Raw genomic sequence first — 13436 nt, 5'->3', positions numbered from 1 at the left:
CGGAGCTCACCGGTAGCGGTCGGGATGCCAAGGTGCGTATCGATTTTGATGACGAAGAGATCGGGCGCAAGACGCTCGTACTCGCACAGGCCAAGCTCGAACGAGGGTGGGAGTGATGTCGGTAACACCGGAAGACGTGCGACACGTGGCCACGCTGGCCAGACTCGGGCTGAGCGAAGGGCAGATTCCTGCGCTCGTACAGCAGCTCAACGGCATTCTCGGGCATATGGACGTGCTCCAGCAGGTGGATGTCTCGGGCGTGCCACTAACACCACCAGACCAGGCCGCACCGCTGCGTCCGGATGCGCGCCCCGCCGATGTCCTGTTGCGCAGCCGCGAAGCATTTGCCCCCGCGATGCGCGATGGGTTCTTCCTCGTGCCTCGTCTCACCACGCATGGAGCGCAGGGTGCCTCGGCCGACGAGGGAGACGCCGCATGAGTCAGCCCGATGTGAAGACGCCGCTGGCGCAGCATACCGTCGCCCACGCGTGGTCGCGTTTCGACGAGGCCGACGTGCAGGGCCTGAACGCCTTCCTCGCACTCGATCGTGATGCGGCGGCCTCTGGAGTCGAGGGCACGCTCGCCGGTATCCCCGTCGCCATCAAGGACAACCTCGCGACGCTGACGCTGCCCACGACCTGCGCATCGCGTGTGCTCGAGGGCTACGTGAGCCCGTTCGAGGCGACCGCCGTGCGCAAATTGCGCGACGCCGGGGCCGTGGTGATCGGCAAGACCAACATGGACGAATTTGCCATGGGGTCGTCCACCGAAAACAGCGCCTACGGTCCGACCCTCAATCCACTCGATCGTTCACGCGTCCCGGGCGGTTCGTCGGGGGGGTCTGCCGCGGCGGTGGCGTCTGGTGTGGTACGCCTCGCGCTGGGCTCCGAAACCGGTGGCTCTGTGCGTCAGCCGGCGGCGTTCTGTGGCATCGTGGGTGTGAAGCCTACCTATGGCCGCGTGAGCCGCTATGGTCTCGTCGCCTACGCGTCGTCGCTCGACAACGTCGGGGTGTTCGGGGCCACGGTGGCCGAGGCCGCACTGGGCCTCGAGACGATCTCGGGGCACGACCACTTCGATTCCACGAGTGCCGATCTTCCGGTGCCATCGATGGTGCCGGCAGCGGCATCCGGTGAGCGCCCGCTCGCCGGTCTGGTGGTGGGTAAGCCGCGCGAGTATTTCCCCGACAATCTCGACCCACGCATCGCCGCGCACTGTGAACGCGCGCTGCAGCAGTTGATCGCACTGGGTGCCGAGGTGCGTGATGTCTCGCTGCCAAGCACGGACCTCGCGGTCCCCGTGTACTACATCATCGCGCCGGCTGAAGCGTCGAGCAATCTCGCGCGGTATGACGGTGTGCGGTATGGTGCGCGGGTGGAAGCCGACAACCTGCGCAGCATGTACGAAGGCTCGCGTTCGAAGGGATTCGGTGAAGAGGTGACGCGGCGCATCCTCCTGGGCACCTACGTGCTCAGTGCCGGCTACTACGATGCGTATTACAAGCGCGCACAGGCCGTGCGTACGCTCATCACGCAGGAGTTCGCGAGCGTGTTCGCGAGCGGCGTGCACCTGCTGTTCACGCCCACCACGCCCACCCCCGCATTTCGGTTGGGTGAACTGAGCGATCCCTACGAGATGTACTTGAGCGACATCTTCACCGTCACGGCAAACCTGGCGGGCGTGCCGGCCATGTCGCAGCCGATCGGTTTGGTGGATGGACTGCCGGTTGGCGGACAGTTCATGGCGCCACATTTCGACGAACCCACCATGTTCCGCGCTGCCGCTGCGCTCGAAGCATCGCTGTCCATCGAGGAGGCCACGGCATGAGCACGAACTGGGAACTGGTCATCGGGCTCGAAGTCCACTGTCAGCTCAAGACCCGCAGCAAGATCTTCTGCGGCTGCGCCACATCGTTTGGAGAAGCGCCCAACACGAACACCTGTCCGGTGTGCCTCGGTCTCCCGGGTGCGCTGCCGGTACTCAATGCCGAGGCCGTGCAGCTGGCCACCCGTGCATCGTTGGCCCTGGGCTGCACCGTGCATGACGCGTCGGTCTTTGCGCGCAAGAACTACTTCTATCCCGATCTGCCCAAGGGATATCAGATCTCGCAGTTCGATCGTCCCCTGGCCACCGAAGGTGCCGTCGTCATCGGTGTACAGGCCGATGGCACGCCGCGGGTGATTCGGGTGCACCGTGTGCACATGGAAGAAGACGCCGGCAAGTCGGTGCACGATCGCTTTCGCGACGTGTCGGCCATCGACCTCAATCGCGCGGGCACGCCGCTCGTCGAGATCGTCTCGGAGCCGGACATCCGTACCGGCGCGGAAGCCGGCGCGTATGCGCGTCGCATGAAGCAGATCCTCGAGTACGCCGATGTGTCGGACGCGAACATGGAGGAAGGCTCCCTCCGCGTCGATGTGAACATCTCGATTCGGCCGTCGAGCACGAGTCCTTTCGGCACCAAGACCGAAATCAAGAACCTCAATTCGTTCTCGGCCATTGAACGTGCGGTCGAGATCGAGTTTGCGCGGCAGGTCCGTGTGCTCGAAAGCGGCGGCACCATCGAGCAGCAGACGATGCTGTACGATGACAAGCGCAACGAAGTCCGGCCGGCGCGTAGCAAGGAAGGCAGTCATGACTATCGCTACTTTCCCGAGCCCGACCTGCCACCGCTGCGCCTGAACGCGGAGTACATCGATCGTCAGCGTGCGGCGTTGCCCGAGCTTCCCGAGGCCAAGCGTCGACGGTTTGCTGCCGACTACGCACTCGGCGAAGTGGAAGTGGAGCAGCTCATCGTCGAGCAGGCGCTGGCCGCGCATTTCGAGGCGGTGGCCCGGGCGTCCGGAGATGCGCGCCGTGCCGCTAACTGGATGTTGGGTACGGTACTCGCCTCGGTGAATGCCTCAGGCCGGTCGCTGGCTGAGCATCCGGTGACGGCAGAGCGCCTCGGCGCGCTGATCAAGCTGGAGGCCGGCGGCGAGGTGTCCAACACTGCCGCGCGTCAGCTCTTCACGATGATGGAGCAGGAGGCGGGCGAGCCCCTCGACCTCGCGAAGCGTGAAGGGCTACTGCAGGTGCGCGACGACTCAGCGCTGGTCGGCTGGATCGATGAAGTCTTCGCCGAGAACCCGGCTGAAGCGGCGCGATTCGCCGGCGGCGAGAAGAAGCTGCAAGGCGTGCTGGTCGGGCTGGTGATGAAGAAGTCCAAGGGGTCAGCTGACCCCAAGAAGGTCAACCAGCTGCTTGGCGCACGCGCGGGGTAAAGAGCGGGGCAGGCAGGTCGGCGGCGTGATGCAACGGCGTCGCCGGCATGCCAAACATGCGATCCGCTTCGAGGGCTGCACGAATGTCACCACCCTGACGACGGGCCAGGCGACGCACCTTCTTGGCTTCACGCAGCGGCTTGTCACCGGAGGGATCGAAGCGGAACGGCTCGCTGCGGTCCCACGCCTGGAACAGGTCGACGATGTAGTCGAAGGAGCGCGACAGATAGCGACCCACCTCTGCGTCGCCGAGATCCCAGCGGCTCTTCTCGGATACGAGCTGGAAGATGCGCTGCCAGGAATCCGTGTCGGTCACATACACCATGCCGCGAAAGATTCGACGATTGGTTGGTGTGCCGAAGAGCGTCGGGCTCAGGATGCGGTCGAGATGCTGGTCGGAGCGGCCGTGATCGAGATGCAGTAGTTCTCGGGCGCGCCGTGGCCATGGGTCACCGATATGCGTATCGATGCGACTTTCCCAATAACTGTGCCCCAGCGCGGTGGTGCTGGACGTGACCGCGAGTTGACGCGGCACGAAGAAATTGTGCGCGACCACATCGGCCGCGAGATGTGCCAGGTAGCCCAGCGCGAATGACTGCAGCGCCGGGCTGTCTGCCTCATCGTGGATTTCGAGACCCACATGCCACGAATGACAGTGCCGGCCTACTTCGGCGTACTTCTTGGCGATGCTCGTGTCGGCCGCGATGGAGCCGTACAGAAAGTCCGCCGGATGCGCAGCGAGCAACGCGGCAATGTGCGATGGCACAAGTGACAGGTTGCCCAGCACCGCGTCGCCCAGAAACACGTGGGTGCCCGGAGTCCAGGCCCATGCGGCTGATGGTGTGACCAGTAGCAGCGCCACGACAGCGATCGCCACCCCTGCCCACGGCACAGTCCCGGAAGTCAGTGCGCGCCAGGCCGACATGGAGATGCGTGGCATCCACATCCGGTTACTGGTCTTCCCAATCAGGGTGTCGGCCGTCGGCTGTCTTTCGGTCCAGATCTCGATCCCTCTCGCGGGCACGGAACGGGCGTGCGTTGGGCCGGCGTCCTCCGTTCGATGCCAGGCGAGCCGCGGCCTCGGCGGCGCCAACGCGCACGCCCCGTACTGCTGACACCGCTGAAATTGCGGAGTCCTCGAACTCGGCCTGCAGCACATCGAGTACCGCATTGACGCTGTCTACCCGGCGGCCCGCAGACTCTGCGGCGTTGAGCAACTCGTCGGAGATGGCGGCGGCGGCATCGGTCACGCGCTCCACATCCTCGCGCAGCATGGTGACCGTCTCACGGGCATCACCCACCAGCGCCGTGGCTTTCTCCACCAGTGGCCGGGTGTCGTTGGCGAGACGGTCGACCGTACCGGTCACGTTCTTCACCGCCTCGCGCACCGTCAGCATGAGCATGATGAAGACGACCAATGCGCCCACGGCCAGGAGCAGCACGATCAGCTGCAACACCCCGTTGGTCCAGTCCAGAAGACCCCGGTCGGGGATCGTCCGGGCCACGATGGTATCCGGCAGCGTGATGGCCTGCAGGAAGTACGGAATCCAAGGGGTCGGCATCGACATGAAACGGGATCTAAGGGTTCACGAGCGGAGCGGGAAGGGGTTTGTGACATTCACGCCCCATTCCATGGGCAGGCCGGGGAGGCAAGGTGCGGCGCCTGCGGCTATGCTTCCGGGAGCATCGTTCATGAGCGACCCGCGTCTGCTTCAACCCCACTGGTATGGCTGCTGTTCAATTCATCGTCGAAGGTGGTCATCGGCTCGAGGGCAGCATTCGCCCTGCCGGTAACAAGAACGCGGCGCTGCCCATCGTGGCGGCCGCCCTGCTTACCGATCAGCCGGTGCAGCTGCTCAATGTGCCGCGCATTCGCGATATCGAAACGCTGGTGGAACTCATCCGCACCACGGGTGCCGCGTGCGAGTGGACCGGAGAAAATGCGCTCCGCATTCACGCGAAGGAGGTCGCAGCCGGTGACCTCGATCCCACGATGTGCGCCCGTATTCGCGCGTCCATCCTGCTGGCCGCGCCATTGCTTGCGCGCTGCGGATCCGTGACGCTTTCGCCGCCGGGTGGCGATGTGATCGGTCGGCGTCGCCTCGATACACACTTCCATGTGTTGCAGGCGCTCGGCGCGTCGTACGAGCTTGGCGAGCGGTTTCGTTTCACCACCGCGGGGCTGGTGGGTGCCGATGTCTTTCTCGACGAACCAAGCGTCACGGCCACCGAGAACGCGTTGATGGCTGCCGTGGCAGCCAAGGGGCGCACCGTGTTGCGGAACGCCGCCAGTGAACCGCACGTGCAGGATCTCGCGCAGTTCCTCGTCGGACTGGGCGCGCGCATCGAAGGCATCGGTTCCAATGTCTACACCATCGAAGGCGGGCTTCCGCTCGGCAGCGCCACGCACACGATCGGCCCCGATCATATCGAGGTTGGTTCGTTCATCGGTCTTGCGGCGGTCACCCGATCCACGTTGCGCATCGAGCGAGCTGGTGTCGAACACCTGCGCAGCACGTTGATGGGCTTCGAGCGCCTTGGTATTCGCTGCGAGGTGGAGGGCGATGATCTCATTGTGCCGGCCGATCAGGAACGGCGCATTCAGAACGATCTCGGTGGCCATGTCGCCAAGTTGGAAGACCAACCGTGGCCGGCATTTCCCGCGGACACCATGTCGATCGCCATCGTGGCGGCGACACAGTGCGAGGGCATGATCCTCTTCCACGAGAAGATGTTCGAGTCGCGCCTCTATTTCACCGACAAGCTCGTGGGCATGGGCGCGCGCATCGTGCTGTGCGACCCGCACCGCGCGATTGTATCAGGTCCAACGCAGTTGCGCGGCGGTACCGTGGAGTCACCGGACATTCGCGCCGGCATGGCGATGTTGTTGGCGGCGATGTGTGCGGAAGGCACCAGTGTCATCAACAACGCACAGCAGATCGAGCGCGGGTATGAGCGCATCGAAGCTCGACTCGGTGCCCTTGGGGCGCGTATTCGCCGCGTGGAACTCAGTGCCCGCTGAGATGACCGATGTCTTGGCCGAATGCTGGCCGGCGACCGGCTTGCCAGTCGGCATCCTCGGCTGGACGAGCACGCGCCAGGTGGGCTCGTTTGGGCTCGGTGGCGAGGAAGCGGTGGGGACGGTTTTGGGGCGGTGGGCCGCCTTGCAGGACGCGTTGGAGATCCGGGGCATTGGTCGACTCGCGGCCGCCCATCAGGTACACGGCGCTCAGGTCTCTGTACACGCGGACGGCTGGCGAGGCTGGCTCCGTGAGCGCGGTGTGGACGGCCACGTCACCACCGTGCCCGGAACAGCGCTGGCGGTGACCATCGCCGATTGCACACCCGTGCTGATCGGTCACCCGCGTGGGGCCGTGGCGGCATTGCACGCGGGGTGGCGGGGAACCGCCGCCCGTATTCTTGATGTGGGACTCGACCTGCTGGAATCGCTGGGGTTCCCCGCTGCGGAATGCGAGGTGTATCTGGGGCCGGCGATCTGTGGTCAGTGCTACGAGGTCGGACCGGAGGTGCTCGAAGCCGTCACCGGGACAGCAGCGACAGCGAAGGGGTATCTCGATGTGCGCGCCGTTCTGGCAGAGCAGGCAACTGCCAGAAACGTGGCCCGTTTGACCACCGACCCCGCATGCACAAGATGCGATCAGTCCCGATTCTTCAGCCATCGCGGTGGGGATGTCGGTCGGCAGCTCGGGATCGTGGCACTGACATCATCTTGACCACGTCTCGAGCGCCTAATAGGTTGCAAATCTCAAGAAGTACTCCTTCGTGACCGCACCCGCCCCGCGCGGGTGATGAAGTGTGGGGATGGCCCCCACACTTTTTTGTTCTCCGGACCTTCGGAAACCGGCCCACGATCGAGGATCCGTGGGATGGACGATTCGGAGGTCGACAGATGGGCGAGGCGATCGAACCCATTGTCACGCAGGAACTTGCCGGTCTCGGGTTCGACCTGGTCGAGTTACGGCGTGGGGGCTCGCGGGCCCGTCCGGTGTTGGAGATCCGGATCGATCGGCGGGACGAAGAAAAAGTGACCATCGACGACTGTGCGCGCGTGTCGCGGGCGTTGGAAGCCCGGCTCGAGTCCGCGGCGCTGGTCGGAGAACAGTATGTACTCGAAGTGTCCTCACCCGGTGCTGATCGACCGCTGCGTCATGCGGCCGACTGGCGCCGGTTTGTCGGACGCCGGGCAACGGTGACCAGTGGGTTGCTGGCCGGAGGCAAGCAGGAAGTCGAAATCGTCGCCGTGACGGGCGAAGGCGGCGCCGAGGTGGCGTTGGTGCGGGATCCGAAGGGGCGGGAAGCATCCCTGCTCATTCGCGAGGTCTCGCAGGCGCGCTTGGCGTTCAACTGGAAACGATAGGGGAGACGGATGGCCGGATCGGCGGACATTCTCACGGCGCTGCGAGAGCTGTCGAATCTGAAGCAGATCACGCGCGAGGAACTGCACGGGCTTCTGCAGGACGGCATTCATGCCGCCCTCGCCAAGAAGCACGGCGCCAACGTCCAGGCAGAAGTCGAGATCGACGAAGCCCGGGGCGAGATCCGCATCGTGCTGCTCAAGACTGTCGTGGACGAAGTCACGGACGAGTCGCGTGAAGTGACGGTCGAAGAGGCCCGCTTCATGGATCCGGAATTCCAGGTCGGCGACGTCATGGAAATCCCGGTCGACTTCATGGAGTTCGGTCGCACCGCAGTGCAGGCTGCCAAGCAGCGCATCATTCAGCGGGTGCGCGAAGGGGAACGCACGCGTATCCGCGACGAGTTCGCCGGACGCGTGGGTGACCTTCTTTCGGGTGAAGTGCAGCAGATCGAGCGGGGCAAGCTGGTGGTCATGCTCAACAAGTTCCGTGAAGCGGAGGCGATCATCCCCTACCGCGAGCAGAACCACCGTGAGCACTACCATCAGGGTGAACCGGTGCGCGCCGTCCTCAAGCGTGTCGAAGACACGCCCAAGGGGCCGCGCCTCATCCTGAGCCGTTCCGATGCGCTGTTTGTGCAGGCGCTCTTCAAGCTCGAAGTGCCGGAAATCCAGCAAAGCATCGTGGAGATCAAGGCAGCGGCGCGTGAAGTCGGCAGCCGCACCAAGATCGCCGTGACCTCGCGTGATGAGGCGGTCGATCCCGTGGGCGCATGCGTGGGCCTCAAGGGTGCCCGCGTGCAGGCCGTGGTGAACGAACTGGGTGGCGAACGTATCGATATCGTGCCGTGGTCGCCCGATCCGGAGCGGTTCGCGAAGCTCGCGCTTGCGCCGGCCCGTGTGGCCCGCGTGTTCAGCGATGCGGCCTCGCGCACCATTCAGGCCGTAGTGGATGAAGATCAGCTGTCACTCGCCATTGGTCGCAACGGACAGAACGTGCGCCTGGCGTCGGAGCTGACCGGTTGGAAGATCGACCTCTATTCGAGCCGCGAGTGGCTGGAGAAGGGCGGAGAAGCCCCGCTCTTCGCGCCGCTGCCCGATGATACCGAGGCCGATGTGCCGCTCAACGAGATCGAGGGTCTGGAAACCGCCACGGTGGCGGTGCTGGCGGAGGCGGGCTATCGCACGCTCAACGACATCCTGGACCTTGATCGTGATGACCTGCTTCGTCTCCCCGGCATCGCGCCGGAAGAGGCGGATCGCATCATGGCCATCATCGATGAGCTCACCACTGAGGACGACGGCGACGGAAGCCGCAGCGCGTGAGTGACACCGCCGGCGAGCCCCTGCCTCTCGACGATGCCCAGCGCCGCAAGGTGCTCGGGTTGGTCGGGCTGGGTGCGCGCGGGCGGTTGGTGGTGATCGGGGTGGAGCAGGTACGCATCGCGGCGCAGAAAGGCACGGTGCAGATGGCGTTGGTCGCGACTGACGTGTCCCGTCATTCGCTGGAGAAAGTGGTGCCGGTCCTCAAAGCCCGGCGTATCGAGATGGTGGAGTGGCCGAGTGCGGCCGAGCTGGGTGGCGCTGTGGGTCGAGAGACCACGGCGGCAATCGGGATAGTAGATCAGGCGCTGGCGCGCGGAATCCGTGGCGCCGTGGCCGGGGCAACCCCGGCGGGCGACGCGACGCGCGTTTCGCGGTAGGAGGACGGGTTGAGCAAGCTTCGTGTGCATGACATGGCGGGTGAGTTCGGCATCTCGGCTGACGAGGTGATCGCGCTGCTGCGCCAGATGGACGTGCCGGTTCGCAGCCATTTGTCGCTGTTGACCGACGATCAGGTATCCCGTATTCGCGCCCGCTGGGAGCGCGAAAAGCGCGTGCGCGCCGAAAAGGCGCAGCCGGCACCTGCGGCTGCGCCGCGTCGTCGGCGCACGGGCGCCGCTGAAGCCGCTGCCGCTCCGGAGCCCGAAGCGGCCACGCCGGCGCCGGTGGTGCGTCGCCGTCGCGCGGCAGATCTCCCCGATTCGCATGACGGTGCACACGACGACGGCCATGAGCATGTCGCCGAGTCCGCACCAGAGACACCGGCCACGGCGCCGGTGATCCCGAAGCCGGTTCCCGAACCGGCTCCTGTGGAGGTCAAACCGATTGCCGAGCCTGTGGTCCAGGCGAAGCCGGCCGCGGTTGATGCGCCTGTCGCGCCCGCTCCGATCGCCGAGCCGAAGCCTGTGGCCCCGGTCGCCGAAGTGACCCCGGTGGCGAAGGCCCCCGAGGTCGCGGCTCCGGCCAGCACGCCCGTGGTACAGGCGAACAACAACACTCCGGCGGCTGCTCCAGTGCGCACGGAGTCGGCGCCCCGTCCTGCCGCACCGGCGCAGCCGGTGAGCGTGTCGGCCGCGCCCGTACCGCCGGTCGTCTCCGCGCCGCCGGCGGCGGTTGCGACCCCAGCAGCACCTGCCGCGGCAGCACCCACCAGTGCTCCCGCCGCGGTCAGCACGTCCGCCGCTCCGGCCGGCGACGCGCCAGCACCGGCCGCACCGTCACCCACGTCGTCGCTGCCGCCTGATCGTCCGCGTCCGCGGCCGGTCGTGCCTGGCGCACCGCGTCCGCGTCCGGTCGCCAGTGCCTCGCCAAACTTCGGTTCAGCCCGGCCCATCGCCTCGGCAGCCCCGGGCGGTGGTCTCAATCAGGGCCAGCGTCGCGATGATCGTCGTGGCCCCGGCGGCCCAGGAACGTCCGGTCCAGGTGGACAGGGCGGTCAGGGTGGCCAGGGTGGTGGTCAGCAGCAGGGTGGCGCCGGTGTTGGTCAGGCTGGCGGCCAGAACCAGCAGCGCCGTGGCAAGAAGGGCAAGCGTGGTGCGGTGGATCAGGAAGCGGTGTCGGCGAACATCACCAAGACGATGACCGCCCTGCGCGGCGCGCCGCAGCGCGGCCGCGCTGGCCGCCGCTTCGGTGCGGAAATGCGCGCCGAGGCGGAGGAGCAGCGTCAGGCAGCCGCCGAGCGCGAACGGAAGACCGTTCGCGTCAACGAGTTCATCACGGTGTCCGAACTCGCGCAGATCCTCAGCATTTCCGCCACGCAGATCGTGGGCTTTGCGTTCAAGACGCTCGGCCTCATGGTCACCATCAATCAGCGTCTCGACTTCGACCAGATCGAACTGATCGCCGGCGAATTTGGCTTCCAGGCCGTCAAGGAAAGCGACTACGCGGCCGATCTGCCCGATTCGGGTGGAGAGGACGATCCGGAAGACCTGCGTCCGCGTCCGCCGGTCGTGACCATCATGGGTCACGTCGACCACGGTAAGACGTCACTGCTCGACTACATCCGTAAGGCCAACGTGGTCGCGGGTGAAGCGGGTGGTATCACGCAGCACATCGGCGCCTACCATGTGGAAGTCGCTGGTGGACGCACGATCACGTTCCTCGATACGCCGGGTCACGAAGCGTTCACCGCCATGCGTGCCCGCGGTGCGCAGGTCACGGATATCGTCGTCATCGTCATCGCGGCCGACGACCAGGTCATGCCGCAGACCGTGGAAGCGATCTCGCACGCCAAGAGCGCCGGCGTACCGATCATCATCGCGGTCAACAAGGTCGACCTGCCGACGGCGAACATCCCGAAGGTGAAGCAGGACCTGCTGCAGCACGAAGTCGTACTCGAAGAGTTCGGCGGTACGGTGCTGCACTCCGAGATCTCGGCCAAGAAGGGCACGGGCGTCAACGACCTGCTCGACCAGATCCTGCTGCAGGCCGACATCCTCGAGCTCAAGGCCAATCCGAATCGCCGCGCCATGGGTTCGGTGGTCGAAGCCCAGCTCGACCAGGGCAAGGGCCCCGTTGCTACCGTGCTCGTACAGAACGGCACACTCAAGGTCGGCGACGACTACATTTGCGGCATTCACTCCGGTCGTGTGCGTGCCCTGCTCGATGAGCGTGGCAAGCAGGTGAAGTCCGCTGGGCCCGCCATCCCGGTGCAGATCCTCGGTCTGACCGGTGTGCCCATGGCTGGTGACCAGCTGTTGGTGGTGGAAGATGCCACGGCCGCGCGTGAAATCGCGCAGCGACGTGAGCGTCTCGATCGTGAAGCGAAGAGCCGTCGCACCACGCGTGGTGTGGTGTCCCTCGAGGACTTCATGTCGCAGGCATCGGCTGGCCAGAAGCGCCAGTTGCGCCTCGTCATCAAGGCCGACCAGGGCGGTCCGGCGGAAGCGCTCGCCGACGCGCTCGGTCAGCTGTCCAATCCGGAAGTGCAGGTGGATATCCTCCACCGTGGTGTGGGTGCGATTGCCGAAAGCGACATCCTGCTCGCGAAGGCATCGGGTGCCATCATCATCGGCTTCCACGTGCGCCCCGACAACAACGCGCGCGCAGCAGCCGAGCGCGAAGGCGTCGAGATCAAGCTGTATCGCATCATCTACGAGGCGGTCGCTGACGTGAAGGCGGCGCTCGAAGGCATGCTGCGTCCGGAAGAGCGCGAAGTGGTCTTCGGTGAAGCGGAAGTGCGCGAAACCTTCAAGGTGCCGCGTATCGGCACCATTGCCGGTTGCATCGTCCGCTCGGGTATCATCAATCGTCGTGGCCGGGTGCGTGTCATCCGCGATGGCGTCGAGATGTACGATGGCGCCATCTCCTCGCTGCGTCGTTTCAAGGACGACGTCAACGAGGTCAAGGAAGGCTACGAATGCGGTATCGGCATCGAGAACTTCAACGATCTCAAGATCGGCGATGTGTTCGAGTGCTACCGCACCGAGGAAATCGCGCGTACCCTCGACCAGGCTGCGAAGTCCTGAGGAGGCCCTATGGGCGAAGCGCGGCGACCTGACCGCGTTGCCGAGGCGATCCGCGAACAAGTCGCGACCTTCCTGGCGGAAGGCGCGAAAGATCCGCGGATCCGCGCCTTCGTCACCGTGACAGCGGTGGAAGTGACGCGGGACCTCCGGCATGCAACGGTCTTCGTCTCCCTCATGGGCGACGAAGCCGACAAGAAGTCCACGACTGCGGGACTGGCCAGCGTGGCCAGTCACCTGCGGTCGCAGCTTGGCAAGACCCTGCGTTTGCGCTCCGCGCCGGAGATTCACTTCCGGGCGGACGAGAGCGTCGCGCGCGCATCGCGTATCGAGCATCTGCTCTCCAAGATCCGCGACGAACGGGAAGCGCAGGATGCATCGGCCGAGACGCCCGATGCTCCCGATCAGGCGGAGTAAGTGGCGACCGGAGCGCATGCCGTGATCGGCGCTCCGGTGCAATCGGGCGTGCTGTATGTCGACAAGCCGGTCGGGCGTTCCTCGCACGATATCGTCGGTGTGGTGCGCCGCGCGGCCCGGACAAAACGCGTCGGTCATGCCGGCACACTCGATCCCTTCGCCACCGGGCTGCTCGTCGTCGCCATTGGTCCGTCCACGCGGCTGTTGCCGTACATCGTGGGCGAACCCAAGGTCTACGACGCCACGATCCGGTTCGGTGCTGAAACCGACACCGACGACAGCACCGGTACTGTCGTGCGTGAAGCAGATCTGCTTCACCCGGATCTGCTGGCCGATGCCATGCATCCTCTGCTGACCGCAGCGCAGGCGGCTTTGACGGGTCGTATCGCCCAGGTGCCGCCGCAGTATTCGGCCAAGCATGTGGATGGGACTCGTGCGTACGACCTCGCGCGACGTGGGCACACCGTGGAGCTCGCGCCCGTCACCGTGCATGTGCATCGCTGGGAGTGGCGTGGAGCGGGAGACAACACGCTCGATGTGCGTATCACTTGCGGTGGCGGCACCTACATTCGCGCGCTCGCCCGTGATCTCGGG

Annotated in this window: 13 protein-coding genes; 11 read left to right on the top strand and 2 right to left on the bottom strand. The window is 65.5% G+C overall.

Features of this window, described 5'->3' with window-relative positions; all coding sequences use genetic code 11:
* Nucleotides 1–115: 115 nt before the first annotated feature.
* The 3 genes from gatC to gatB are packed head-to-tail and all read left to right on the top strand — an operon-like array spanning nt 116 to nt 3263.
* Nucleotides 116–439, top strand: coding sequence for an Asp-tRNA(Asn)/Glu-tRNA(Gln) amidotransferase subunit GatC (gene gatC / locus VGE27_RS12775; RefSeq protein ID WP_331050049.1), 324 nt, complete (start codon nt 116–118; stop codon nt 437–439).
* Nucleotides 436–1827 (top strand): Asp-tRNA(Asn)/Glu-tRNA(Gln) amidotransferase subunit GatA, encoded by a 1392-nt coding sequence (gene gatA, locus VGE27_RS12770; protein ID WP_331050048.1) that lies wholly within the window; start codon nt 436–438, stop codon nt 1825–1827. Before gatC ends, gatA begins: the two co-directional genes overlap by 4 nt.
* On the top strand, nt 1824–3263 hold the full coding sequence (gene gatB / locus VGE27_RS12765) for an Asp-tRNA(Asn)/Glu-tRNA(Gln) amidotransferase subunit GatB (protein WP_331050047.1): 1440 nt from the start codon (nt 1824–1826) through the stop codon (nt 3261–3263). The genes gatA and gatB overlap by 4 nt, the downstream gene beginning before the upstream one ends.
* Here gatB and VGE27_RS12760 read toward each other — a convergent pair.
* Both VGE27_RS12760 and VGE27_RS12755 read right to left on the bottom strand, forming a co-directional pair.
* Nucleotides 3232–4203, bottom strand: a complete 972-nt coding sequence (locus tag VGE27_RS12760) for a zinc dependent phospholipase C family protein (RefSeq protein WP_331050046.1) — start codon at nt 4201–4203, stop codon at nt 3232–3234. The genes gatB and VGE27_RS12760 overlap by 32 nt on opposite strands.
* A 10-nt stretch (nt 4204–4213) precedes the next feature.
* Complete coding sequence (locus VGE27_RS12755; protein WP_331050045.1) at nt 4214–4831, bottom strand: DUF948 domain-containing protein; 618 nt, start codon at nt 4829–4831, stop codon at nt 4214–4216.
* A gap of 158 nt (nt 4832–4989) precedes the next feature.
* Between VGE27_RS12755 and murA the strand changes: the two genes are divergently transcribed.
* From murA to truB, 8 genes are all read left to right on the top strand, one after another.
* Entirely contained in the window at nt 4990–6285 is a 1296-nt protein-coding gene (gene murA / locus VGE27_RS12750) for a UDP-N-acetylglucosamine 1-carboxyvinyltransferase (RefSeq protein WP_331050044.1), read from the top strand.
* The gene (locus VGE27_RS12745; RefSeq protein WP_331050043.1) at nt 6215–6997 is read left to right on the top strand and encodes a polyphenol oxidase family protein; all 783 of its coding nucleotides are present in this window, start codon (nt 6215–6217) and stop codon (nt 6995–6997) included. Before murA ends, VGE27_RS12745 begins: the two co-directional genes overlap by 71 nt.
* A gap of 176 nt (nt 6998–7173) precedes the next feature.
* A complete protein-coding gene (gene rimP, locus VGE27_RS12740) occupies nt 7174–7641 on the top strand; it encodes a ribosome maturation factor RimP (protein WP_331050042.1) in 468 nt (155 codons plus the stop codon).
* A gap of 9 nt (nt 7642–7650) precedes the next feature.
* Complete coding sequence (gene nusA, locus VGE27_RS12735; RefSeq protein WP_331050041.1) at nt 7651–8964, top strand: transcription termination factor NusA; 1314 nt, start codon at nt 7651–7653, stop codon at nt 8962–8964.
* Nucleotides 8961–9341, top strand: coding sequence for a L7Ae/L30e/S12e/Gadd45 family ribosomal protein (locus tag VGE27_RS12730; protein WP_331050040.1), 381 nt, complete (start codon nt 8961–8963; stop codon nt 9339–9341). Before nusA ends, VGE27_RS12730 begins: the two co-directional genes overlap by 4 nt.
* 9 nt (nt 9342–9350) lie before the next feature.
* Complete coding sequence (gene infB / locus VGE27_RS12725; RefSeq protein WP_331050039.1) at nt 9351–12428, top strand: translation initiation factor IF-2; 3078 nt, start codon at nt 9351–9353, stop codon at nt 12426–12428.
* Nucleotides 12429–12437: 9 nt separating this feature from the next.
* Complete coding sequence (rbfA, locus tag VGE27_RS12720) at nt 12438–12842, top strand: 30S ribosome-binding factor RbfA (protein WP_331050038.1); 405 nt, start codon at nt 12438–12440, stop codon at nt 12840–12842.
* A gap of 21 nt (nt 12843–12863) precedes the next feature.
* Nucleotides 12864–13436: tRNA pseudouridine(55) synthase TruB (gene truB / locus VGE27_RS12715; RefSeq protein ID WP_331050037.1), on the top strand; the 573-nt coding region annotated here is incomplete at its 3' end.

The sequence above is a fragment of the Gemmatimonas sp. genome, from assembly GCF_036405635.1.
In the GTDB taxonomy this organism is placed as follows: domain Bacteria; phylum Gemmatimonadota; class Gemmatimonadetes; order Gemmatimonadales; family Gemmatimonadaceae; genus Gemmatimonas.
This window is presented reverse-complemented; position numbering and strand designations above follow the sequence as displayed.